General features: G+C 36.2%; 22 protein-coding genes. 9 read left to right on the forward strand and 13 right to left on the reverse strand.

Going from position 1 to position 23,780, the window contains the following annotated elements:
* Positions 1-7 precede the first annotated feature (7 nt).
* From DEU39_RS09800 to DEU39_RS09815, 4 genes are all read left to right on the forward strand, one after another.
* Positions 8-1,036, forward strand: a complete 1,029-nt coding sequence (locus DEU39_RS09800) for a methionine ABC transporter ATP-binding protein (protein WP_120231801.1) — start codon at positions 8-10, stop codon at positions 1,034-1,036.
* Entirely contained in the window at positions 1,029-1,685 is a 657-nt protein-coding gene (gene metI / locus DEU39_RS09805; RefSeq protein ID WP_120231802.1) for a methionine ABC transporter permease MetI, read from the forward strand. Before DEU39_RS09800 ends, metI begins: the two co-directional genes overlap by 8 nt.
* A 124-nt stretch (positions 1,686-1,809) precedes the next feature.
* Positions 1,810-2,619 (forward strand): methionine ABC transporter substrate-binding lipoprotein MetQ, encoded by an 810-nt coding sequence (gene metQ, locus DEU39_RS09810; RefSeq protein ID WP_120231803.1) that lies wholly within the window; start codon positions 1,810-1,812, stop codon positions 2,617-2,619.
* A 279-nt stretch (positions 2,620-2,898) separates the two neighbouring features.
* Entirely contained in the window at positions 2,899-5,109 is a 2,211-nt protein-coding gene (locus DEU39_RS09815) for a glycoside hydrolase family 3 C-terminal domain-containing protein (RefSeq protein WP_410493209.1), read from the forward strand.
* Positions 5,110-5,335: 226 nt separating this feature from the next.
* Here DEU39_RS09815 and DEU39_RS09820 read toward each other — a convergent pair whose 3' ends face one another.
* The 4 genes from DEU39_RS09820 to DEU39_RS09835 form a co-directional block, all read right to left on the reverse strand.
* Positions 5,336-7,522, reverse strand: a complete 2,187-nt coding sequence (locus DEU39_RS09820; RefSeq protein WP_120231805.1) for a TonB-dependent receptor domain-containing protein — start codon at positions 7,520-7,522, stop codon at positions 5,336-5,338.
* Positions 7,523-7,901: 379 nt separating this feature from the next.
* On the reverse strand, positions 7,902-8,453 hold the full coding sequence (locus DEU39_RS09825) for a DUF2652 domain-containing protein (RefSeq protein WP_120231806.1): 552 nt from the start codon (positions 8,451-8,453) through the stop codon (positions 7,902-7,904).
* Between the two features lie 111 nt (positions 8,454-8,564).
* The gene (locus tag DEU39_RS09830) at positions 8,565-9,311 is read right to left on the reverse strand and encodes a metallophosphoesterase (protein WP_120231807.1); all 747 of its coding nucleotides are present in this window, start codon (positions 9,309-9,311) and stop codon (positions 8,565-8,567) included.
* A 120-nt stretch (positions 9,312-9,431) separates the two neighbouring features.
* Complete coding sequence (locus DEU39_RS09835; RefSeq protein ID WP_120231808.1) at positions 9,432-10,820, reverse strand: MFS transporter; 1,389 nt, start codon at positions 10,818-10,820, stop codon at positions 9,432-9,434.
* Between the two features lie 142 nt (positions 10,821-10,962).
* Here DEU39_RS09835 and DEU39_RS09840 point away from each other — a divergent pair, with 142 nt between their 5' ends.
* Positions 10,963-11,433: an Lrp/AsnC family transcriptional regulator gene (locus DEU39_RS09840; protein ID WP_062672121.1), complete on the forward strand. Its 471-nt coding sequence runs from the start codon at positions 10,963-10,965 to the stop codon at positions 11,431-11,433.
* Positions 11,434-11,506: 73 nt separating this feature from the next.
* Here DEU39_RS09840 and DEU39_RS09845 read toward each other — a convergent pair whose 3' ends face one another.
* Positions 11,507-12,022, reverse strand: a complete 516-nt coding sequence (locus DEU39_RS09845; RefSeq protein WP_120231809.1) for a hypothetical protein — start codon at positions 12,020-12,022, stop codon at positions 11,507-11,509.
* A gap of 17 nt (positions 12,023-12,039) precedes the next feature.
* Positions 12,040-13,041, reverse strand: coding sequence for a hypothetical protein (locus DEU39_RS09850; protein ID WP_131797486.1), 1,002 nt, complete (start codon positions 13,039-13,041; stop codon positions 12,040-12,042).
* A gap of 498 nt (positions 13,042-13,539) precedes the next feature.
* Here DEU39_RS09850 and mnmE point away from each other — a divergent pair, with 498 nt between their 5' ends.
* Positions 13,540-14,925, forward strand: coding sequence for a tRNA uridine-5-carboxymethylaminomethyl(34) synthesis GTPase MnmE (gene mnmE / locus DEU39_RS09855; RefSeq protein WP_120231810.1), 1,386 nt, complete (start codon positions 13,540-13,542; stop codon positions 14,923-14,925).
* Positions 14,926-15,266: 341 nt separating this feature from the next.
* Here the strand turns inward: mnmE and DEU39_RS09860 are convergent, their stop codons facing one another.
* The 4 genes from DEU39_RS09860 to DEU39_RS24380 all read right to left on the reverse strand — a co-directional run bounded on the left by DEU39_RS09860 (position 15,267) and on the right by DEU39_RS24380 (position 18,457).
* Positions 15,267-15,818: a hypothetical protein gene (locus DEU39_RS09860; protein ID WP_147367581.1), complete on the reverse strand. Its 552-nt coding sequence runs from the start codon at positions 15,816-15,818 to the stop codon at positions 15,267-15,269.
* 1 nt (position 15,819) lies between these two features.
* Positions 15,820-16,173, reverse strand: a complete 354-nt coding sequence (locus tag DEU39_RS09865; protein ID WP_062674747.1) for a hypothetical protein — start codon at positions 16,171-16,173, stop codon at positions 15,820-15,822.
* Positions 16,174-16,177: 4 nt separating this feature from the next.
* A complete protein-coding gene (locus DEU39_RS09870) occupies positions 16,178-17,761 on the reverse strand; it encodes a hypothetical protein (protein ID WP_120231812.1) in 1,584 nt (527 codons plus the stop codon).
* Positions 17,762-18,313: 552 nt separating this feature from the next.
* On the reverse strand, positions 18,314-18,457 hold the full coding sequence (locus tag DEU39_RS24380) for a hypothetical protein (protein ID WP_183037399.1): 144 nt from the start codon (positions 18,455-18,457) through the stop codon (positions 18,314-18,316).
* Positions 18,458-19,378: 921 nt separating this feature from the next.
* Between DEU39_RS24380 and DEU39_RS09880 the strand changes: the two genes are divergently transcribed.
* Positions 19,379-20,638 carry a hypothetical protein gene (locus tag DEU39_RS09880; protein WP_062674740.1) on the forward strand — a complete coding sequence of 420 codons (1,260 nt, stop codon included), beginning with the start codon at positions 19,379-19,381 and terminating at the stop codon, positions 20,636-20,638.
* Between the two features lie 65 nt (positions 20,639-20,703).
* Here the strand turns inward: DEU39_RS09880 and DEU39_RS09885 are convergent, their stop codons facing one another.
* Entirely contained in the window at positions 20,704-21,294 is a 591-nt protein-coding gene (locus DEU39_RS09885; RefSeq protein WP_120231814.1) for a DUF4840 domain-containing protein, read from the reverse strand.
* A 239-nt stretch (positions 21,295-21,533) separates the two neighbouring features.
* A complete protein-coding gene (locus DEU39_RS09890) occupies positions 21,534-22,232 on the reverse strand; it encodes a DUF1826 domain-containing protein (protein ID WP_120231815.1) in 699 nt (232 codons plus the stop codon).
* Positions 22,233-22,426: 194 nt separating this feature from the next.
* Between DEU39_RS09890 and DEU39_RS24700 the strand changes: the two genes are divergently transcribed.
* Complete coding sequence (locus DEU39_RS24700) at positions 22,427-22,762, forward strand: DUF6597 domain-containing transcriptional factor (protein WP_228436730.1); 336 nt, start codon at positions 22,427-22,429, stop codon at positions 22,760-22,762.
* Positions 22,750-23,244 (forward strand): helix-turn-helix domain-containing protein, encoded by a 495-nt coding sequence (locus tag DEU39_RS24705; RefSeq protein ID WP_228436732.1) that lies wholly within the window; start codon positions 22,750-22,752, stop codon positions 23,242-23,244. Before DEU39_RS24700 ends, DEU39_RS24705 begins: the two co-directional genes overlap by 13 nt.
* Here the strand turns inward: DEU39_RS24705 and DEU39_RS09900 are convergent.
* Entirely contained in the window at positions 23,241-23,687 is a 447-nt protein-coding gene (locus DEU39_RS09900) for a YybH family protein (RefSeq protein ID WP_228436734.1), read from the reverse strand. The two genes, DEU39_RS24705 and DEU39_RS09900, sit on opposite strands and share 4 nt — an antisense overlap.
* Between the last annotated feature and the right edge of the window lie 93 nt (positions 23,688-23,780).

Here is a 23,780-nt window from a genome sequence, read left to right on the forward strand (position 1 = left end):
AATCAGAATGATAGAAATCAGAAACATATCAAAAACATTTCATCAGAAAAAACAGTCTTTCAAAGCACTGGATAAGGTAAGTCTTACTATAGATAAAGGAGATATCGTAGGAATTATCGGTTTTTCAGGTGCAGGAAAAAGTACGCTGATCCGTACCGTAAATCTATTGGAAAGACCGGATGAAGGACAAATTATTATTAATGGAAAGGATTTTACAAAGCTCAGTTCCCAACAACTTGCTGAGGAGCGTAAAAAAATCGGAATGATCTTCCAGCATTTCAATCTTCTTTCTTCAAGAACTGTTTTTGATAATGTAGCGCTTCCTCTGGAACTGGATCATACCAGCAAGGACGAAATCAACAGAAAAGTAAACGAACTCCTGAAGATCGTAGGCCTTGAAGATAAAGCCAATGATTATCCAAAAAGCCTTTCAGGCGGGCAGAAACAAAGAGTGGCCATTGCCAGGGCATTAGCCAATGATCCTCACCTTTTGCTTTGTGATGAAGCAACCAGCGCACTGGATCCGGCAACAACACAGTCTATTCTGCAGCTTTTAAGAGATATCAATCAGAGACTGGGAATTACCATCCTTTTAATTACCCACGAAATGGAAGTCATCAAATCGGTCTGCAACCACGTTGCTGTGATCGACAAAGGAAAATTATTAACAAAAGGAACTTTAAGCGAGATTATTTCAGATAAAGAACACCCGATCATCCGCCAGTTCATCAATTCAGACATCATGACCCTGCCACAGGAACTCAGCAGCAGACTGCAGAAAGAACCAAAAGAAGGTTTATTTCCGCTGGTCGAAATAGAACTTAACGAAAATATCAGTGTTGAACAGATTCTTTCAACACTATACAGCCAATATAAAATCCCTTATAAATTGTTAAAGGCAGATGTAGAATATTTTGGAAATTCCAATTTCGGTAAACTACTTTTACAGCTTCAGGGTGAGACTGAAGAAAACCAGCAGGCGATCTATTATTTCAACCAAAATAAAATTCAAAATACAGTAAAAGGATATGCTTAGTGATACGGTAATTGCCCTTTTGGCAAAAGGAACCTGGGAAACGGTTTACATGACATTTTTATCCGGATTTTTTGGATTTGTACTTGGACTTCCGGTAGGAATCATGTTATTTTTAACCAGAAAAGGACAACTGCTGGAAAATACCGCCTACCATAGAGGATTATCTATTCTGGTTAATATTTTCCGTGCCATTCCCTTCATTATTTTAATTGTATGGATGATTCCTTTCACAAGAATTCTTGCAGGAACTTCTATTGGAGTAAATGCCGCTTTGGTTCCTCTAAGTGTGGGAGCTGCCCCTTTTATTGCAAGACTTGTAGAGAACAGCCTTATTGAGGTTCCTCATGGTCTTATAGAAACAGCAAGAGCTCTGGGTGCTTCTCCATTACAGATTATCAGAAAAGTTTTGCTTCCTGAAGCACTTCCTTCATTAATCAATAATGCAACCATCACTTTGATTACCCTGGTAGGTTACTCTGCAATGGGTGGTGCTGTAGGAGCTGGCGGACTTGGACAGGTGGGTTACCAGTACGGATATATCGGATATGATATTGTTATTATGAATACCGTTTTGATTCTGCTTGTTCTTTTGGTTTTCATCATTCAGTTTATGGGCGACAGATTGTCAAAAAGATTTGATCACAGGTAGTTTTTGGGTGAGAGAGTTTGAGAGTAGGAGTGTTTGAGATCCGGGGTGCGAGTTTCGGGATATGGGGATGAATGAGATCATTTTTTACTCTTTTGCTTCAATAGTATTTAAATAAAAAAATAGAATGAAAAAAATAAAGATTTTTGGTTTAGTGGCTGCCGGAATATTGCTGTTCAGTGCCTGTTCGGGAAGAAAGGATGATCCGAACTTTATCCGTGTCGGGATCACTTATGGCCCGGAGCAGGAAATTGCTGAAGTAGCTAAAAAAGTGGCTAAAGATAAGTACAATCTTGAAGTGGAACTGATCCCTTTCAACGATTATGTAGTTCCCAATGAAGCTTTGACTAACGAAGATATTGATGCCAATGCCTTTCAGCATATTCCTTATTTAACAGAACAGTCAAAGCAGAGAGGATATAACCTTGTGCCTGTAGGAAATACATTTGTTTATCCTATTGTAGCCTATTCAAAAAAAATTAAAAACGTTGGTGAATTACAGGCAGGTAATACGATTGTTATTCCCAATGATCCTACCAATGGAGGACGTTCTTTACTGCTTCTGCAAAAAAGTGGCTTGCTGAAATTGAAAGATGGTGTGGGACTTCTTCCCAAAGTAACAGATATTACAGAAAACCCGAAACAACTGAAGATCATGGAGATCGAAGGTGCTCAGATTCCAAGAGTTTTGGATGACAGAGATGTTGTTGTAGGGGTAATTAATAATAATTTCGCAGCTCAGGCAGGGTTGGATCAGGAAAAACAAGGTATTCTTGTGGAAGATAAAGACTCACCTTATGTGAATGTAGTCGTTGCGAGACCAGATAATAAAAACAGCCAGAAAGTAAAAAACTTTGTAAAGGCCTATCAGTCTCCCGAAGTGGAAAAGAAAGCCAAAGAAATTTTCAAAGGAGGTGCGGTAAAAGGATGGGATTGATGAGTGAGAGGGTTTGAGGATATTAGAGTTGTGAGAGTGGATTCGGGTTTTTCTTTTTCACCTGATAACTTCTCTTCAGTTTTTTCGCATTTACACCTGCAATATTTAATAATAAGCTGTCTGCAAATGGGTGGGCAGTTTTTTTATTTGTGAATTTTTTATTTTCTCAATTTGAGATAATAAAATTTTTGTCTATTTTTGTTTTTAATCAAATAGAAAGGCATTATGTTAAAGAAAACCGTCATTATAAGTTTACTCACCTTTATTTCTGCTTCTTATATGGCTCAGACCAATACTACCATCCCCGTTTATTTAGATGAATCCAAACCTGTAGAACAGCGTATTCAGGATGCATTATCAAGAATGACACTGGAAGAAAAAGTGGCTATGCTTCACGCACAGTCGAAATTCAGTTCACCGGGTGTACCAAGATTGGGAATTCCTGAATTCTGGACAACAGATGGCCCGCACGGGGTTCGTCCTGAAGTAATGTGGGACGAATGGGATCAGGCCGGATGGACCAACGATTCTATTATCGCCTACCCTGCCCTGACTGCTTTATCCGCAACATGGAACAAAAAAATGTCATGGAACTATGGGAAAGCGTTGGGTGAAGAAGCCCGCTACAGAAAAAAAGATATTCTTCTGGGACCTGGAGTGAATATTTACAGAACTCCGCTGAACGGCAGAAATTTTGAATACATGGGTGAAGATCCTTATCTGACGTCCAAAATGGTAGTTCCTTATATTAAAGGTGTGCAGTCTAATGGCGTGGCAACTTCTGTAAAACATTTTGCCTTAAACAATCAGGAAATGTTCCGTCATACAAGCAATGTGAATGTGGATGACAGAGCATTGTATGAAATTTACCTTCCTGCCTTTAAAGCAGCGGTAACAGAAGGTGATTCGTGGACGATCATGGGAGCTTACGACATGTATAAAGGCCAGTATGCCAGCCAGAATCAATATCTTTTAAACGATATTTTAAAGAAAGAATGGAATTATAAAGGCGTAGTGGTATCCGACTGGGGTGCTGTAAACAATACAGAACAAGCTATCCACAATGGTCTTGATCTTGAATTCGGTTCATGGACCAACGGACTTTCTGCAGGAACTAAAAATGCCTATGACAATTATTATCTGGCAAAGCCTTACCTTGATTTGATTAAAGCAGGAAAAGTAGGAACTAAAGAATTAGATGACAAAGTAACAAGATTACTTCGTCTTGCCTACAAAACAACAATGAACCGCAACAAGCCTTTCGGAAATATTGCTTCCGAAGAGCATAAAGCGGTTGCCAAAGAAATCGGAGAAGAAGGAATTGTTCTATTAAAAAATCAGGGGAATATTCTTCCGATTGATGTTAATAAGGCTAAAAAAATAGCGGTTATCGGAGAGAATGCCATCAAAATAATGACTGTTGGCGGTGGTTCTTCATCTTTAAAAGTGAAATATGAAACACTTCCTTTAGACGGAATCAAATCCAGATTCGGAAAACAGGTAGATGTACAGTATGCAAGAGGGTATGTGGGCGATATCGGAGGAGAATATAACGGAGTAAAATCCGGACAGGACTTAAAAGACACCCGTTCTGAAGCTGAATTACTGAATGAAGCCGTAGAACTAGCTAAAAAATCAGATTATGTCATTTTTGTAGGGGGGCTGAACAAAGCAGATTTCCAGGACAGTGAAGGAAACGACAGAAAAAGTTACGGACTCCCATATAATCAGGATCACGTGATTTCTGCTCTTGCGAAAGCGAATAAAAACCTTGCCGTTGTTTTAGTTTCAGGAAATGCTGTGGCAATGCCTTGGATTAAAGACGTTCCGACGGTTGTGCAAGCCTGGTATCTTGGATCCGAAGCCGGAAATTCTATTGCAGCCATTTTAGCAGGAGATGCCAACCCATCAGGAAAGCTGCCGTTTACCTTCCCTGTAAAACTTGAAGACAATTCCGCCCATCAGCTGGGAGAATATCCGGGACAGAAAGATGAGCTGGCTGCAGGAAAAGGAAAAGACCAGAAAAATCCCATCAATATTACTTACAATGAAGGCATTTTTGTAGGATATCGTTGGCATGACATGAAGAATATAAAACCTCTTTTCAGTTTCGGACATGGATTGAGCTATACGACTTTTGAATTCGGAAAGGCAAAAGCAGACCAGACTACTATTTCACAGGACGGTAAAATTACATTTACAGTAACCGTTAAAAACACAGGTAAAAAAGCAGGAGCTGAAGTGGCCCAGCTTTATATCAGTGATTTAAAATCTTCTGTTCCACGCCCTGCAAAAGAGCTGAAAGGTTTTGAAAAAATATATCTGAATCCGGGAGAACAGAAAGAAGTGAGTTTCACTATTGATAAAACGGCTTTAAGTTATTTTGATGCTCAAAAACACGATTGGGTAGCTGAACCGGGAGACTTTGAAGCACAGATTGGAAATTCTTCCGATGCTATTAAAACCAAAGTAAAGTTTACCCTTAAATAAAACTGAGATTTAAGAGTATAAACTCTATTTATAATTATTTGATAGAATGCAAACAGATCCCGGATTGGGGTCTGTTTTTTTTAATTTTTCACCCAAAGATCACAGAGATTTCACACATTTTTATAGACAATCAAGGACGTGCCTCACTACTTCTAGCTTCTAACTAAAAATAAAAAGCAGATTCCAATTGGAAACCTGCTTTCATTTTTATCTAACAATTCCTGAATTATTTTCCACCGCCACCGTTTTTCTCTACGTCGGTTTTTGTATTTTCTTTTACTTTCTGGTTTCCAAAACGTTTTACAAAAGTAAGGGAAACACCGTACCAGTCCCATTTTGAGTACTCTCTGAACGTTCCGTCCGGGCTATAAGTTGTGTTATCACCATAAGGTCTTTTAAAGATATTCATCAGCTGCATGCTTAGTTCCATCTGCGTTTTCGGGAATATTTTGGTCACTGAAATATTATGGAATACATTGGTATTATTCGCATAAGAGTTTCCGTTATTCTGATTGGCCAGTTCTACCCATGCACTCAGATTAATATTTTTATTGAAAAGATTCGTATAAGATACGTTGGCAGAAGCTCCCCAATAACTGATATAGTCTTTACCCCTTAGATCATTCTTTTGGTTGAAATCCTTATTATTAATGTAATACCACCCGAATCCGGCATTCACATTCAGTTTATTTTTCAGGAAATTCTGATTGGTATTGGCAAAAAGGTAATATTTTTCAACCTTTCCATCGAAGTTCCCTGGCAGTGAAACTGTTCTTCCGTTTTCCGTAACATAAGTTGTCCAGTAATCCTGATTCGTATGCATATATCTTGCAGAGATAAAGTATTTTTTCAGGATTCCCAATTTCAGATAAAGCCGGTCATTAGGATTGGGATTCAGATAAAGATTTCCTCTGGAATAGGTTCCGTTAATTTCAGGAACGAGGAAAGGATTAAATTCAGAATACCAAGGTCTCCATATGCTTCGGTTATAGGTAAGACTTAAGTCAAATTTCTCTGAAAAATTATATTTCAGCAATAAATTGGGAAGAAAGGTTCCGTATGAATCTTTTCTCTCTGTGCCTGCAACATCCTGCCTTACTTTATAATCAATGTATTCATAACGTACTCCGATTCTTGTTTCCAGTTTTTTGAAGAATGTCTTACTATAGTTAAGATATAAAGAGCTCAGATTATCCTCATAATGAAAGGTATCATTTCTCGCAAGATTGTAAAATTCTGAGTTACTATCATTCATACTGAATCCATACAGACTATTTGGAATAACATGGTTGTTAATTTCCGTTTTCCCTCCTACTTCCATCGTACCGCCGGATTTCCCTAAAGGCTGTGTATAATCTACTTTCAGATAATAATTACGCATCTGATTTGAACTGATAACTCCCAGCTGCTGATTTGAGCTGCCAGTTTGATTATGAATTTGTTTATCAATTAAATTGTCATTGTCATTACTGGAGTAATTGGTTCCTAAATTAATATCTAAAATTCTGTTCTTTTCTTTATCATAATATTTATAGAAAGCATTGGTTCCCAGGTTACGGTTGAATCCCCATGTATTCTGAGTCTGAAGAAAAGAATCTCCAGGCTCTCCGTTATTGAAGATCATTCCATTAGATTCAGACAAAGACAAATTTCTGCTCTGTGAATACTCTGCTACAAATCCGATATTATTTTTATCATTCAGTTCAAATTCTGAAGTGGAAGAAATAGACGGACTTTCGTTTCTCATCACATTCTCCAAATTAAACTGAGTCAGTTTATTCGTTGCATAACGGTTATCCCATGTTTGAGTCTTTTGTACATAATTTCCGCTATTGTAGCCTCCTATAAAGGTTTGGGTAAACCTTTTCTTATGATAGTTCAGGTTGAAGTTCGTGTATTGTGAGTTCTTCGTACTTTGTCTGTTGTTGAGGGAGATGCTTCCTTTTATCCCTTCGTCATCTCTTTTTTTAAGGACAATATTGATCACGGATCCTGAAGTTTCATAACGGGAAGACGGGCTGGTAATCACCTCAATTTTCATCAGGTTATCAGCTGGAATTGTTTTAAGATATTCCTTCAATTCTTTCCCAGTAAAAACCGATTTTCTGTCATTGATGTATACCGTTACCATTTGCCCTTCGGCTTTTACCTCATCATTGTTATCAATACTTACCAAAGGCGTCATTCTAAGAACATCCCATGTTGTATTTCCTGCCAGAATTGCACTATTGGCTACATTGAATACAGTTCTGTCTATTTTCGATTCTACTGTTGGTTTTCTGGCTACCAGAGTAACAGCTTCGATTTCTTTTGCATTTCCCTTTACAGTATCGTTGGCTGCCGGAGCTGGAGCTTGCTGAGCTATTGCTAATGAGCCTGTTAATAGTGCTATTGGAAATAATAGTATTTTCATGTGAAATTATAGTTTTATCTATAAGACCACTAACTCCATAATTTCGTTACATCAAAAAAGAAAAAAATTAAAATAAACACTTAATTACCAACAAGATACCAATACTGAATTTAAACATAAATTCAAAAACACTACACATTATTCAATAAAAACAAGTAATATAAATCACATTTATAATAAATATTCTTAAAAAAGTATTTTAAACATAATTTCAATTTAACTTAAAAATGTTTTAAAATCCATCATAATTACAGGAATATTTTACTACCAATGTCTAAAATCAGTTTTTATTTAAAAGAAACCCCATAAAAAAAGCCAGGATCTCACCCTGGCCGTTAGCAATAGCAAATTTACAAGGAATAATATTAAAAAATATATGCTAGTTTACATTTTCAAAATAATGGATAACGCCTACTTCCGGCAAACGAAGCGGGTCTTGATTAAAATCTGATTCTTTATTTTTACTGCTTTCCAGAAAAGAATTACTGAAAAGCGCATAAGAAGGCTGTTCTGCCACTCCGTTTTTTAAAAGCTGATGGGCTTCCACAATTGTTTTTCCATATAATTTTCTGAAGTTTCCAATATTGTACTGTGAAAAGGAACCGTAATGAACAATAAACTTGAGAGCCAGATCAATTTTCGTACTCAAACTCTTACTCAACTCCTCTATCTTCCTGTTGAACGCACTTCTCATCTTCCACAACATGGTTGAAATACTCTGGTAGGATGGATTTTTATCATAACGGTAAAATAAAATGGCATCTCCCTCAATCTCGGAAATTTCAAAATACTGATCGTTCACATCAATCAGTGTAGACAATAATTGTCTCACAATATACTCACCTGTGTACAATTTTGTATTGAACACAAATTCGGTAAATCCGCTGAAATCCGGAATGAGAATAATCCCCTCTTGTATACTTGTCTTCATAATGATAATGGATTAAAAACCAGCTTTAGCATTACAGACGAAGCAGACTCAATTTTACTTTATCATTTTTAAGACAAAAAAAGAATTCTGTGGAAATTTTACTTCTATTTTTTAAACAACAATCATCAGATCCTTATCATATCCATTATATTTTTCGTCAATATAGCCATGAGGATTGCAGATAATTTCCGTTTCTCCGATCTTATATCTTACGGGAGTATGAATGTGCCCGTGAATCCAGTATAAGGGTTGGTACTCTTTAATTACATCTTCCAAATCTGAAGCGTAAGCCGCTGTTAACGGATCTTCTTTGTAATGTTCAGGAACAGACTGTATACTGGGTGCATGATGGGTAACGACAATATTTTTAAATTCTTTTGAGTCTTCAAGACTTTCTTTTAGCCATTGTTTTGAAAGCTGATGAATTTTAAAGGTATCCAAAGTTCTCATTTTCGAATAAGAAGGATCTCTTCTGATCATCTTATAATCATTCATTTTGGGCTGACAAAGCATTCCGTACTGAACAGGATTTCCAAAGATGGAAAAATCAGTCCACAGCGTTGCCCCGTGAAAACGAATTCCCTCAATATCAACATGTGAATTTTCAAGCACATGAACATTGGAGTTCGACGCCGCCTCTTTGATCTTATGAAGTGTTTTAGGGTAAGAACCTTTATAGTATTCATGATTGCCCAAAACATAGATCACAGGTTTATTGGGTATTGCTTCTTTAATCCATTCAAATCCTTTGGTCCCCAGATTGATATCACCTGCCAGCACCACCACATCTGCGTGATCAAAACATAATTCCGTACTTCCAAATTCCCGATGAAGATCGCTGATGACCTGTATTTTCATGATATATACTAAACAGCAAAGGTAATAAAGGGAAACAGAATAGCAAAAATCAAAAAAAAGAACCGGCACCTAAGCACCGATTCCTTCCTCATATAGTTTGTATATTTTTAAGGCCGCCTGTTATGAAACGGCTACTTCTGCCTGCTTCACTTTTACGCTTTTCAATATAAAATAAAATAACATTCCGAGAGCCAGTAAAGCGTAACTGATCAAAATAATCAAATTTAAGCTTCCCACTGATAATTCTGACGGAAAGATCTGACTCATTAACGTCATGAATGACAATCCGATACCTGCTCCCAGAAAGTAACTTGTAGAGCTCAGACTTGATGCCAATCCGTAATGTGCAGGTTCCACATCCTGGATTCCCATCACTGAAAGTGCGGTAAAACAAAACGTCATTCCAACTCCGGAGATACATGCAGCTCCCAATAAAACTATGGTTAGCGGATGTCCTGCATAAACAGAAATCAGCAGCAATAATCCTCCGGCCAGCATAAATGACCATCCTAAAACACCCATTTGAGAGGAACTCAGACGTTTTGATATGTGCGGCAGAATGAATTTGGCCGTTAACGCAGACAGAATACTGAAGGGAACAAGCATTAACCCTGCAGAAGCAGCGCTGTAGCCCATATCTTTCTGAAGCATCAGTGAAATCAGGAATAAAAATCCGATAAAAAACGCTCCCAGGGTAAAAAATACCGCATTGGAAACTACTAAAGATCTATGTTTAAACAGTTTTAAATCTACCAAAGGCTCTGCAACGGATTTTAAACGGCAGTACACCATAACAAGCAGTACTAATGCTAAAACCAAAGAACTAGTTATCAGGAAAGGCTGTTCTTTAATATGAATCAATTCATGCGTTCCGTAAGTAAGACTTAAAAGCCCAAGGACCATCAATATTCCTGAAACCATATCTGTTTTCTGAGCGGTTTCATTTTTCTCATCTGCCGGCAGATAATAGTACGACAACACCAATGTAATTAAAAGAATAGGAACATTGATCAGGAAAACCCAATGCCAGCTCAGGTAAGTACTGATAATTCCTCCTACTGAAAGACCGCTTCCTGAACCAATGGCAGCAAATGAACTGAAAATTCCGATAGCACGGTTTCTCTCCTGTTCCCCTCTGAAGGTATTGGTCACAATGGATAATGCTGACGGCATCACTAACGCTGCTCCCAATCCCTGCAAAGCACGGAATATAGCAAGCACTTCAAAGTTTTGAGATAATCCTGCTCCTAGTGAAGTGAGCATAAAGATCAATGCTCCAAGGAGAAACATTTTCTTTCTTCCTATCTGATCGGAAAGCTTTCCTCCAATAATCAGAAATCCTCCAAAGAACAGTACATAAAGCGTCTGCAGCCACTGAACCGTCTCTGCTCCAATCTGAAACTGCTGCTGAATAGAAGGAATGGTCAAATTAATAATGGCAATATCCAACGCCTCTACAAATGTTCCTACCGATGCTAAAATTAATATTAAGTTCTTCCTTGTACCCATGTTTCAAATTTCCTGCAAAATTAAAATTAACAGAACGTATTTGAAAATTTAACCTTAAATTTGGAACAATATTAAATATTTCAAATATTTAAAAGAACAAAACATCTGATCTACCAGGAAAAACCTATAAAAACAGAACAAAATGGCAACTGAAAACTATATTCCTGATGAAAAAGACTTATCTATCCTCCGTCTTCTTCAGAAAGATGCGAAGATGAGTATCCGTGATATTTCGGCCAGGATCAATTTGAGTCCTACACCTACGCATGAGCGTATCAAACGTATGGAAAAACAGGGAATCATTAAAGAGTATACTGCTGTGGTTGACCGTAAAAAGGTTAATAAAGGGATGATGGTGATCTGTATGATCGCTTTAAATGTTCACAACAAGAAAACTGCGGGAAAATTCATTGAGGAAGTGGGCAGATTGAAGGAAGTGGTAGAATTTTACAATATCAGCGGGGATTTTGACTTTATGCTGAAGATCCTTGCTCCCAATATGGATGAATTTCATGAGTTTTTCGTGAACAAATTATCAGAAATTGAAGGAATCGGCCAGACGAAGAGCATTTTTGTCATGAACAGCATTAAGGAAAGTGTGCAGATTATTTAAGCTAAAAAGCAGCCGCGTATTGTACATGGCTGCTTTTTTCTTTTCAACGGAATATTCCGGATTAGCTTATTGTTTATTTCCAGTAATTCCAGACTGAGCCGTCAAATACCGCCAGTGTTTTACTGGTTGTATCATAGCACATCATTCCCGGATATGGATTTTTTACATTAAGATGCGGCGTGGCTATCTGAGGAAGAATCATCGCTTTATTCTGAGATTCCAGCACCAATACGCCATCAGCAGAACTTGTAGCTTCACCCATAATCACTCCCTTCCCTGTTTCAGCAGAATTATTAGCAGCAATTGCACTTGAACTTCCGGTATCTGACAAGGATTTCCACGCATCATTTTCGTAGACCTTCACTTTATTATCTGTTACATCAAAGATGAATGTTCCGTTCACCAGAGATCCTGCAGGAAATCCTGAGGTAGCGGGAAGAATTAAACCTTTTGTATTTCCTGATGTATTATCAAAATCTAATATAGTACTGTTTCCATCTACAGTCTGTTTACCAATCGCTACTTGCGCAAAAACTGAATTGAAAACGATTAAAGCAACTGCTATACTTATATTTCTTATATTTTTCATACTATTTATCGGTTAGATTAATCATTACAGCTTCTTTCTACACATTTCCATTCCGTACCGTTATAAAGCTTTACACATTTATCCTGAATATCATACAGAAGCATTCCTTCTTTCGGTTCTGCGATGGCATCCCCAGGTTGTGGAGTCTGGCTTACATGCTGAACTCTGGTAATCACAAAACCTTTATTTTTTGATTCCATAGCCAGAAATCCATTAGGAATATTTTCAGGCCACGAATCGCTTTTCTGCTGTACGGTAATTCCGAATTTTGTATATCCGTCAGGGGTTCCTGAAATGCCGGGTTTTGTACAAAATCCATCGATCTCATCAATAATCAGGGGTGCATTTCCACAACTTGTTTTAGCTTCAGACAATCCTTCAGGCCAAAGAGAGGGACACATTGCTTTTGTTGCATTTGGTCCACAGAAACTGGAATTTCCCATTCCTAGTCCTATTACGGATCCCATGACAATAGCTACGATCTGGCTGTCATCACTGATGATGGAAGCTCCTCCTCCGCCACTTACGTCTGCTTTTGCAATACAGTACGCTCTCCCGGTAGGAATACCTACATATTCAACAGAAGGATAGGTGGTAGACTGCTGGGTAAATGTTCCGCAAATCTCTACCACACTGCTTGTTCCCATTTCAATAACTGAAGTTGTTCCGGGATAAAAACCACCAAATGACGGATCTTCCTGAATCACTGATCCTACAAGGGATAGAAAAGATTTCGCTCCTAATCTAATTTTTGAATTCTTCTGAGATCCGAAAGTTCCTACTTTCACTGTTCCTGTGGATTTAACACTTGCACCATCACCAATTTCCAACACTCCATCGACTTGGATACTATTGGATTGCAATTGTCCGGATTGAATGATAAGGGTTGCTCCGTTCGGGATGCTGATATTGGTAGTCACACTGAGGGTTCCGTTAAGACAATAGGTATTTCCGCTTGTGAGCGCCTGTCCGGTGTAAGGAATACACTGGGCATAAGCCGTTGTACTGAAGACGAACATTAATAAAAAAGATAATTTTTTATTAATATTTAAAAAAAATAGGTTATTCATACACATTTATAATACTTTAACAAATTATTATTGTTTAAATAAAAAATATTTAAATTTTCAACATCATCGACCCCACTAACAACAATTAACATACCAAACAACTGTTTAATTTTTTCGTTTTTATATGATATTTAAACACTATATATGACTGCCAAGGCTATCAAAAAACACTTATAATTGTTACACCACAACAAATTACACTCTTCACATCGCACCTATATTCAACAGAATTATTTTCTGGATTTTATTTTTCAAATGGTATTTTCTTTCCATGTTTAATAGAAATAATTAGGCATTTATTGATATAGCAAATACATCTTTCATACAAACACATCCTTAAAACATAGCCTTTTTTTAACCTTAGCTGTTTTTAACTGAATACAACAATAGATAATCTGAATAACAGACGTCCATTCAAATTCACATTAAAAACCGTAAATTTGCAGCATGAATAACGATACGATATGTGCACTGGCTACGGCCAATGGGATAGGTGCTTTAGGCATCATCCGTGTTTCAGGAAATGAAGCTTTATCTGTGGTTCAGAAAAGTTTTCCGGCCAAAAATCTGGAAAAACAGAAATCTCACACCATTCATTACGGTTATTTTATGGATGAGGAGGAAGCTATTGACGAGGTGATGCTTTCTATTTTCCTGGCTCCCAAAAGTTTCACCACTGAGAATTCTGTGGAGATTGCTTTTCACGGCTCTCCGCATATCGGAAAACGAATTCTTGAAACCCTGATCAAAAACGGGGCGAGAATGGCTAAAGCAGGAGAATTTACTCTTCGTGCTTTTATCAACGGCAGAATTGACCTTTCCCAGGCAGAAGCGATTGCCGATGTGATCGCTTCTGAAAATGAAGCTTCGAGAAAAGTAGCCATCAACCAGCTGAAAGGAGGAATCACCAATGAAATCTCTGTATTGAGGACTGACCTTTTAAATTTCGTTTCCTTAATTGAGTTGGAACTTGATTTTGCAGAAGAAGATGTGGAATTTGCAGACAGAAGTGCCCTAAGCGGATTACTGGATAAAATTGAAGTCAAACTAAATTCGTTGATTGAAAGTTTCCAATACGGAAATGCCATTAAAAACGGAACTGCGGTTGCCATCATTGGAAAACCGAACGCTGGAAAGTCTACGCTGTTGAACTCCCTTTTGAAGGAAGAAAGAGCGATTGTGAGTAATATTGCGGGAACAACGAGAGATACGATTGAAGAAGTTCTTCATATTAAAGGCCATGCTTTCCGATTAATTGATACTGCAGGACTGCGTGAAACAGTGGATGAAATTGAAGCAATCGGAGTGAAAAAAGCTAAAGAAAAAGTAGAAAACGCCAATATTTTAGTGTATCTGGCAGATGCTGCTACCGAGGATTTTTCTGAGGATATTGAAATGATCCAGTCTCTTTTGAGAGAAGATCTGAAGCTGATTATCTGTGCGACAAAAATTGATGAAGTGACTCCTACCAAATACGAAACGGTAGAAGATATTTTCAGAAGTGCTATTTCTCACGAATTTGATTTCATCAAAATCTCTGCAGTTGAAAATCAGAACATCCAGGATCTGAAAAATGAACTTTCTTCGTATGTGGAACATTTAAAAACTGAAGAAAATAATGTTGTGATCACGAATCAACGACACTTTGAAGCCTTGAGAAAATCCATGGATGCCGTTCATAAAGTAAAAGAAGCGATCTCTTTCCAGATCTCTACAGAATTACTGGCGTACGAGCTTAGAAATGCATTGGAACATCTTGGAGAAATCTCCGGAGAGGTGACCAATGATGAGGTGTTGGGGAATATTTTTTCTAAGTTTTGTATTGGGAAGTAGATACAACCTTCTTTATCATATCTTAAGAATTTTGAATTCAAAATATAAAACAGCCTTTTTTTAGGCTGTTTTTTTATTTATTGAATTTCCTGTTCGTGGTCTCTGAGCTTTGGAGCTTTATTACTGTCTCAAAGTCTGGAGACTTTGCGGAGCGGTGTATATCTCAAATCTCAACATAATAGATGAAATGGGATCCAAATAGAGAGATAGAGTGGCATATTTATTTGAATTAAATAATATAGTCAATATTATGACTTGCAACCTAGTTGTATTTAAAACTTTAAAGGATTAATTTCTATAAAAAAGACAGACTAATTAAAGCCTGTCTTTTTATATTGATTTTAAAAATCATACCCAATCCTAAAACTTAAATTAGGAACTACCTGAAGTGAATAGTCAGATTTTAAAATTTTACCCACTCCTAATCCTAATTGAAGTTCATAATTGAAATTTTTTGCAAAATTTCTTCTTAATCCCCATGTAGGAATCAATGAAATCATTGGATTTACTTCTATTCCATCAACATTTGAAATAACAAACCAATCAGGAACGAATCCAAGTTTTGCAGAAAGATAGTTTGCGGAATTATACTTAGTACTCTTGCTTTTATTATGCCTTTGATTAATATTGTAGTACCATTTGGGAGTTACGGACAAAGCAGGTGCTAATGCAAAACCTGTTTTAGAGTACAAATCTCCTCCCCAAATCCCCGCATTCAAATCGATCTCACTTCTAAGTGTAAATTGTTCAGAAAGATTGACTTCATTATAGACATTTGCACCAAAAAGTCCAGCTTGAACTCCAAAGAATGATTTTTTTATTGATGATTTTTCTTGCGAATACATTAGGGTTACAGTAAATACTAATAAAATTAGAAATATTTTTTTCATCATATTATTTTTTATAAAATTCATAATTCCCAGTGAGATTACCTTTTGTCCATTTACCATTCATTGATTTATCATTTAAATATCCTGAAAAACTTAATCCAGCTTTTGTAGTTGCATCAAATTTACCACTAATCATTACATATCCTGATATACTTTCAGAAATATTGGAAGTAGTATAATATATCGTTCCTTCCATGTTACCTGTATCAGATACGTTAAATTTTATTTCGCCAGATAAATCTCCCTTAAAGTTTCCGATGTAATTCCCTTGATATTTAGAGTTCGATTGTAACCTTAAATTCTCATCTGAAATACAAGAGGTAATTGCAAGGAAAAATACAAGAAAAAAATATTTCATAATTTTAATTAGCGTTAAGTTTTACTCCATGCCAAGCTCCATTTTTCTTGGCTATTCCATACATACTAACTGCTACAGCATCAGGTTTTGAAAAATTCCACTTATAGCTTGTTACATCAAGTCCATTCCCCGTTCCTCCTCCAAAAGTGTAAGTAACCTGAGGAGAAGCAATCCCAAAATCGAAAACTCTTTCGATAACATCTTGGTTGTTTTCTATCTGGCTGAAATCGTAATAGCGTACGTATGATGCACTATATGAATCTACAACAAAAAGAACTCTATTCAGCTTTTTGTTTTGTCCTTCAATAAAATTATTTACTTGTTTCCATGCAGTTTCCCAAAACAACTTATCCAATTTTTCTTCTGTAAGACCTGTAAAATCAACAGTAAACTGAATAAGCCCATCTAATTTAGAGGCAAATGGTAACGACGGAATGTTTTGGTTTTTTGAAAAAGTAAAGGAAATACCATCCGATGTGGTGTACATATTGCTACCAAACCAGTATGCTTGCTTAGGGACTCCCGCAGGAGCACTCATATTCATTGAGTGGTTAAAAGTCCATTTAACTGAATTAACGCCTATACCTAGTTGATCTGCATTTTCTTTTCTCCATAATCCAGTCCATCCTTTATATTGATGTTTAACCTTGCAACCTATCGCATAAACAAGATATAAATTCTGTGAATAGAATTTAACTTTAACTCTTCTTCTGCTTTCATACTTATCATATGTTGTCCATGTTTTTCCAAAAATATTTCCTAACCATGGCTTTTTAACTTCACCAATTGGCAGTTTTTCAACTATTGAAGCTATTGAAGGCTCTTGAGGAACAGTGGGAGGTCTAAAACCACCATTATTACCACTTGTGCTGCCGCCACCAGTAAAACCACCAGTGCCTCCACTTCTTCTAGGTACAGATGATCTAAAATAGCTAATTTTATTATCAGTATTTGGCAAAGTGATCAATTCATCATTTGCTTTATCAGAGATGAAACTATCTCTTGTAGATGTTTCAGTTGGAACTAAAAGATTAGAAGATATTTTTCTAACTTCAAGATAATTTTCGAGCCTGGAATAATTTTCTTCTGTTGTAACAAATAATCCAACATCAGTATATTTGTATATTTTATCTGCAACTTGTATTTCAGCCTTTCCATTTAGCATAGTAGAGTATACTTCATCACCTACAATTTCTTCAAGATCATCTATATCATCATAAATGTCTTCGTCAGAAACCGAAACTGTCTTCATGGCACTAGATGATTTTTTTTCTAAATATTCTATCTTTCTAGATTTTAATTCAGAAATAACTTTATTTTCATTTTTTTGAGTAATGACTGGAACTAAAGACTCAATTCCTTTCTCGTCAATAAAATTTTGAACTGATTCAAGGTTCTCTTTTTTTAGGTTTTTGTAAGTAGCGGATAATGATTCTTTGTTTGGAAAATATAATCTTCCATTTTTTACAGCCGCTTGATCAATTATATTAGTTTTATCAGACGATGTGTCGGTAAGTTCTTCACGACAGGAGGTTGTAAAAGCTAATAGGCTGAAAATAGCTATTTTAAATAGATTTAAATTTTTCATTTGTTCAAAATAATTTTATCTCATTTGTACTTTACATACAACGACAAATAGATTTTTATTGTTAATGATATTATTACAATTTGTAGCATGTATGCTTTTTTAGCAGATAATTACCAAGCTCGAAATTATCTGCTCTTAAATTTAAGAGTTTCATCATTTTTGTTTTTTTGCAAATTTAAAAATTAAACTATTCGAGACAAATTTTTCACATTAAAAAGATTTATTGAAGCAAATTTTCTCGTCTTAACTGTTACAAATATATTTTGCATCAACTTCAAAACATGTCGTATTAAAAAAAGGTTTTGAGCTATTTAGCATTTCCCTTTTTTGAAATACTTTTGGACTGCATTTATGGTGAGTTTTAAAGATCTCATGAGGTAATATGCGCAACCGATATACAAAATGAAATACGCGAACAGTATCGAAACAAATGAGACATCATCCCAAATGCCGTACGGTTTAAATTTTAATTGTGGTATATGTAACATCATTTTGGTACATCAAAAGGGGTTTGGTTATTTTTCATAAACACAGATCCCATCCTTTTATACTTCATAAGCTTACCATTTGTACATAAATCGTAAATCCCATTTGCTTTCTGTTCTGAAATGTATAAAAAACATCACTTTCGTTGCAGTCATTATCTAGTGCAACATGTTTTCTAAGGTCTTCAATAGTTGCATCGACTTTTTTCAAAAAAGATTGGATTTTCTTATCTGGCGTAGGTTCTAGACAGTTTGCTGGTAAATCACATTTTTTGTCTTTTCCCGTTTCTTGTGCAAAAATAAAGCGTTGATACTACCAACATTAAAGTAAAGACTAATTTTTTCTTTTTGTTATTCTTGTAATACTATTTCCGTTATCGAAAGTAGATCCAATTTCCTCTATCACAATCAAAAAATTCAAATCCAAAAACATAAAAACAGCCCTTTCAAGGCTGTTTTTTAAATTTATTTAAGTCTATCCACACATAACTCACGCTTTCCGAAGTCTACTGACTTTGTTTTGCAAAACAAATATTTTATAATTTTAAATCATTTATTATAAAGGTGTATCAAATAAAAGATTTTTCATAACGCCAATTGTAAGCATCACTAAAAAGAAGAGTAAAAAATAGGCGAAGAAATTGACAAGTCGTTTTTTATTATCATGATTTTGCAACGTATTAGTACTATAACTATTTACAAAACTTCTTAGCCCTAAAGTAAATACAACTATAATTGATGTAAAGGTAATATAAAGGATAATAGATTGCTTTAGTTCAAAAAAGAATAAGATTACTAAAATATCTATTAATGCGATAATCCAACTTAATTTAAATATTTTAAAGGACGATATATTTTTTTCCAACATTAAAAATATTGAATTTGAAAATATAATGATAAGAAGTATTATTTGTAAAATTGTATTCATAAGATTGAGTATTAAAAATTAATCTGAGCAAGGATTGGGGAAAGCAATCTTTATATCAGCATCCAAACTCAGCCCATCTGTTGATTTCCTGAAACGTCCGATCTCCAAAATCAGGAGACTTTGCATAACAGACTTCAAAAATAGCGAAAAAGGGTAATTTCCTTATAATAATCTACACGGTAACTTTATCAAAAAATAAGTACCATGAACGCAATTATTAAAAAACTATCCATTTTAAGTGTACTGATTTCACTGATGAGTTTCTGTTCCTTCCTGTTGGCACAGGTTTATCCAATCGGACAGATGTTTTTGACTACTTATGGTCAGTCTTTTACGATGTATAATACGGGCGTAATTGTTCAGGATGGCAATCCGGGAAATGCAGGCCAGGCCGTATATGATCAGACCGGAATTAATTATCTGCGCTTACCGTCTGCTGTTCCCTATCAAAAGGCTTTTTTCCTGGATTTCAATAAAAACATTATAGAGCTGGATTACAGATATGGATACCGCGTCGTGGGTTATTCCAATATTCCTGTTCCTCCTCCGCCAGTTATGTATCTGCCAAAACCTACGTATGATAATCAAATAGGAATTGAAACCGCTGAAGGACTAAGACCGCTACCTACCCAGATTATTGACGAGCAAAAACCTTATGGGGATGTCATGATGACCAGTGAGCAGAATGCCGTAGACTGTTATAAGAATTCTTTGAATTTTGACGGATCATTAAATCAGATGAAATTCGGGGATTGTATGGTAACGAATATGGCAGGACAGAAAGAGCTTGAAATTTATAAATGTGCCAAAAACTCGGCAACCATGGAGGAACAGAGTCTTTGTATGCTGAGTATATTGGGCGGTTCAAAAGAAAAGCAGATTACTCAGGATATGTTGAAGTGCTATAAAGAATATGGCGGCAATTATGAAATGTATCCCCTTTGTTTTGCTGATAAAGTCAATGATCCTGAACTCAAGCAATTAGTTTCCTGCTTTAAAGATCAGGCCAACAGTGGCGAAATATCTTTTATGGGAACTGCCGTGTGTTATGGAGCAAGTAAACTTAATCTGAATACAGAAGCCCAGATAGCCGTTGAGTGCGCGGTAAGCACCGGAGGACAGCCGTATGCATTTGCAGGATGTGCGGGCGGCCAGTTAACCTATCGTGAATTAAATAAATGTCTAACAAACGGAGTTGGCGGTGATAATGGATGTTTCGGAAAAAATAATACGATCGTTAAAGGACTAAATCAAATTGGAGACGCTTTAAAAGGTCAGTTTGGTCCTAATAACGATATCGTCAAAACATGGAATACTACCGTGCATGATTTACAATATGGCCCCGGGAAAAATCATGAAGCGGTAAAAGTGGTCAGAAACATAAGCAACGAACTGGGAAAAGCGGGAACTAATGTAGCTAAAGAAATAAAAAAAGTAGTTCCCAAAATAAAAATCAAATGGTAATCAAGAAGGTAAAATAAAAACAGATGCACTTGTCTAAGTGCATCTGTACAATATTCTCACTGCATCTATTTCTTCAGCATTTGAAAATTATATTTTATAGGATTGAAAGGATTGACAGCCGTCCCTTCAACGGTTATTTTACTTGCAAGCAGTTCAAAATTCATATTTTGTGTGTTCTGCTTGGTAAACAACCCTTTTTTGGAAGCCGTAAATGTTATGACCACTTTCTTGCTTACTCCATCCACAGGAACCTGAACCGTTAATTCTTTAGGAAGAAGATTAAGTTCTATTTCCTTTTTATACTGATATAGAACCGCAGTATAATCCAGGTCATATTTTATTTTTCCGATGGCTGTTAAGGCCTGATTAGCTTTCGCAGGATCAGAAATTACTGAGTAAATAACCTCTTTCATAGGAAATTCCGAATAGGAAATCAGGTTTTTCTTGGCCGAAAAAGCAACCGCCGTTTCTCCGTTCACAGTTCCCTGGGATATCCCAGCTTTTCCAGTGTATTCACCGTTAAGATCATCAAAACTGATCGTCACAGGGTTAGGTTTTGGAGTATCATCATCATTACTGCAGCTTGCCAGAACAAAAGGAATAGCCAGTAAGACCACAAGCATTGATATCAATTTTACATGATTGAATTTTTTCATTTTGATTTTGAATTTATTATTTTGATTAAAAAATATTGTATTGAGTACTCATCTATATAAATACAGAATTTCCATATCCTTGCTTGGGATTAAAAAAAATAAATTCAATCAACTGATTTACTGCCTGTTATTTTTAATATTTAAAACAATTAAAAGCACGACTTTATGATTAATCATAAAAAAAATCCAACATCTTTCTGATATTGGATTTTTGTATCGTTGAAGATATAACAGATCAGTTAACAGATCAACAGCAGTCTATACTCTCCATCATTTTCGACAGGTGCTCTGTGAACACAAGGCAATGCTTCCTGATCAGGATGATCTACTGCAATGCGCCAAAGATGACCAACCCCTAAATTGACAGGTTCTGCATGAGGCTTAGGCTGATAATGAAGATCAAAGAAATACTCTTTCAGGAAGTCTTCAAATTCATCTTCAGTACCGTCGTGTAATTTTCTGAGCTGTTCCCGGATTTCAGGAATTAAAATTTTCTGTTCCACCTGATCATTAGCGATGATATCACTTGCCGTCCCGTGATAAGTACAAAGAAAAGTATCCGTCCCGACAGGTGAACGGTCGACATGATAGGAGTACACATCTGTTGAAATAAAACCGAGCTCCTCATCGCGTTCATAACATTTAAGCAAATTAAGGACGGGAGATGCTCCGAAATCTGTTAATAACTGCAGGTCATTTAAAATAATTTCTCTCGCCATACTCCCCTCTTCTGACAATTCCAATGCTAAAAGATCTTCACTGGAAACTTCCGTAATATTATCTTTCAGCAGAAGCTTTGTGACAATTTCTTTAAAGTCACCCACTAAATTCCTGTGCCAGCAAATGGCATTCATAACGCCCTGAAAACGGGTATTTACAAGTTCAGAAAAAGAAGAAACCACACCTACCTGATGATGATCAGAAAACCTATTGCTCATATATTGGAATAAACAGTTTAGCCGCTTAATTCTGTACAAAAATACGGAATAGGTTTTTCAAAACCTCCGTTACAAAAATTACGATAAGTTTTATTATGGAAATTTAATTTCCAGGTTGATCTTTTCTCTTCATATCGTATTTATTCCTAACTTAGAACAAGCTAATCGTCAACGAATTAATCTGATTAACCGTTATGCAGATTTCACCATCCGCCAGCCTTGCACCTTATATAAAAAGTTACACCGTTGTTACCATTGATAAGGATCTCAGAGATGAAGTATTTTATCCGAGTGGATATATAGATCTCATTATCAATATTTCCGGTGGTTTTGCCGCTACTGTTATCAATGGCCAACACAAAAACACTCCCGATATAGAATTATTGGGACATCTCACACTTCCCACCCGGCTTAGTGCAGCGAAAGGGACTTCGGTGCTTATTGCGAGGATATTTCCGCATGCCGCTACTTTATTTTTTCTGACCCTCTTTCAGAATTCACGAACTATGCCACTGATATGTATGATGTAACGGGGAGTGAAAACAGAAATTTGTATGACCGCATTATGGATACAGGGGATCTTTGTTCAAAAATAAATGTTTTAGAAAAGTATTTTCTTCAAAAGCTGAAAAAAAATGAATCTCATCTTAAAAAAGTGGCCATCCTCCACGCGCTTAATCAGCAGCTTTTCATGAATCAGAATGTATTGAATTTGCCTGTTATAGCACAAAGCTCAGGGATATCGGAAAGATATATTCAAAAACTTTACCTTACGAATATGGGCATAAGCCCTTCTTCTTTTGCTTCAGTAACAAGATTTAACAAAAGTCTGCCAATGGTTCTCAACACCCCGGAATCACTCACAACGATAGCTTACCACTGCGGATATTATGATCAGGCTCATTTTATCAAAGAGTTTAAAAAATTCACTGGCATTACCCCTTCTGCATCCAGACATTCGCTGATCAAAAACGACGCTGATCTCCAACAGGCTGTTAATATTGGTTTTTAGTTTGATTTTGCAGGATGATTACTGCTGAACATGTCCCGGTGCATCTTCCAGCCATCTTTTGTATTCTTCCAGATAACGATCACTTTTCCATCGTCCAGTTTGTTGCCCTTTAAATCTGTCATCTCATAATAACTTTCTTCGGTTACTGAGGTTCTGCCATCTCCATACAGATTTTGAATCATAAACTTAACATGTACTTTCGGGCCGTTTTTAAAGAAATCAAGTATTTGCTCTTTTCCACATAATGGGGCGGTATTGGGTGGAAAAAGACATGCATCATCGGTATATCTGCTAAGAATAGAACCGTCATTTTTATTGGCAAGTTCCGCGTAGATTGCATTACTGGCTTCTATAATCTCCCTTACCGGCTTAAGATCTTTGTTTTGGGCATCAGACCATGAAGTAAGGAGTAATAATAAGCTTAGAATAAGTATTTTTTTCATTGTAAAATTTTTATACAAAGCAAAACATTCCTCAAACCCAAAAATTGTAAAATTGCGAACAAACCGATATTTTTCAATAAAAAAACGGTGTCC

The sequence above is a fragment of the Chryseobacterium sp. AG363 genome (assembly GCF_003610675.1).
Lineage (GTDB): Bacteria > Bacteroidota > Bacteroidia > Flavobacteriales > Weeksellaceae > Chryseobacterium > Chryseobacterium cucumeris.

Bases quoted from the DNA above. Each gene is read 5' to 3' on its own strand.
- DEU39_RS09840 (WP_062672121.1), top strand. From the start codon at position 10,963: ATGGCAACTGAAAACTATATTCCTGATGAAAAAGACTTATCTATCCTC.
- DEU39_RS09820 (WP_120231805.1), bottom strand. From the start codon at position 7,522: ATGAAAATACTATTATTTCCAATAGCACTATTAACAGGCTCATTAGCA.
- DEU39_RS09890 (WP_120231815.1), bottom strand. From the start codon at position 22,232: ATGAGCAATAGGTTTTCTGATCATCATCAGGTAGGTGTGGTTTCTTCT.
- DEU39_RS09830 (WP_120231807.1), bottom strand. From the start codon at position 9,311: ATGAAAATACAGGTCATCAGCGATCTTCATCGGGAATTTGGAAGTACG.
- DEU39_RS09885 (WP_120231814.1), bottom strand. From the start codon at position 21,294: ATGAAAAAATTCAATCATGTAAAATTGATATCAATGCTTGTGGTCTTA.
- DEU39_RS09800 (WP_120231801.1), top strand. From the start codon at position 8: ATGATAGAAATCAGAAACATATCAAAAACATTTCATCAGAAAAAACAG.
- DEU39_RS09860 (WP_147367581.1), bottom strand. From the start codon at position 15,818: ATGATGAAAAAAATATTTCTAATTTTATTAGTATTTACTGTAACCCTA.
- DEU39_RS24700 (WP_228436730.1), top strand. From the start codon at position 22,427: ATGCAGATTTCACCATCCGCCAGCCTTGCACCTTATATAAAAAGTTAC.
- DEU39_RS09900 (WP_228436734.1), bottom strand. From the start codon at position 23,687: ATGAAAAAAATACTTATTCTAAGCTTATTATTACTCCTTACTTCATGG.
- DEU39_RS09850 (WP_131797486.1), bottom strand. From the start codon at position 13,041: ATGTTCGTCTTCAGTACAACGGCTTATGCCCAGTGTATTCCTTACACC.
- metI (WP_120231802.1), top strand. From the start codon at position 1,029: ATGCTTAGTGATACGGTAATTGCCCTTTTGGCAAAAGGAACCTGGGAA.
- DEU39_RS09845 (WP_120231809.1), bottom strand. From the start codon at position 12,022: ATGAAAAATATAAGAAATATAAGTATAGCAGTTGCTTTAATCGTTTTC.
- DEU39_RS24705 (WP_228436732.1), top strand. From the start codon at position 22,750: ATGTATGATGTAACGGGGAGTGAAAACAGAAATTTGTATGACCGCATT.
- DEU39_RS09825 (WP_120231806.1), bottom strand. From the start codon at position 8,453: ATGAAGACAAGTATACAAGAGGGGATTATTCTCATTCCGGATTTCAGC.
- DEU39_RS09870 (WP_120231812.1), bottom strand. From the start codon at position 17,761: ATGAAAAATTTAAATCTATTTAAAATAGCTATTTTCAGCCTATTAGCT.
- mnmE (WP_120231810.1), top strand. From the start codon at position 13,540: ATGAATAACGATACGATATGTGCACTGGCTACGGCCAATGGGATAGGT.
- DEU39_RS09815 (WP_410493209.1), top strand. From the start codon at position 2,899: ATGGCTCAGACCAATACTACCATCCCCGTTTATTTAGATGAATCCAAA.
- DEU39_RS09865 (WP_062674747.1), bottom strand. From the start codon at position 16,173: ATGAAATATTTTTTTCTTGTATTTTTCCTTGCAATTACCTCTTGTATT.
- DEU39_RS09880 (WP_062674740.1), top strand. From the start codon at position 19,379: ATGAACGCAATTATTAAAAAACTATCCATTTTAAGTGTACTGATTTCA.
- DEU39_RS09835 (WP_120231808.1), bottom strand. From the start codon at position 10,820: ATGGGTACAAGGAAGAACTTAATATTAATTTTAGCATCGGTAGGAACA.
- metQ (WP_120231803.1), top strand. From the start codon at position 1,810: ATGAAAAAAATAAAGATTTTTGGTTTAGTGGCTGCCGGAATATTGCTG.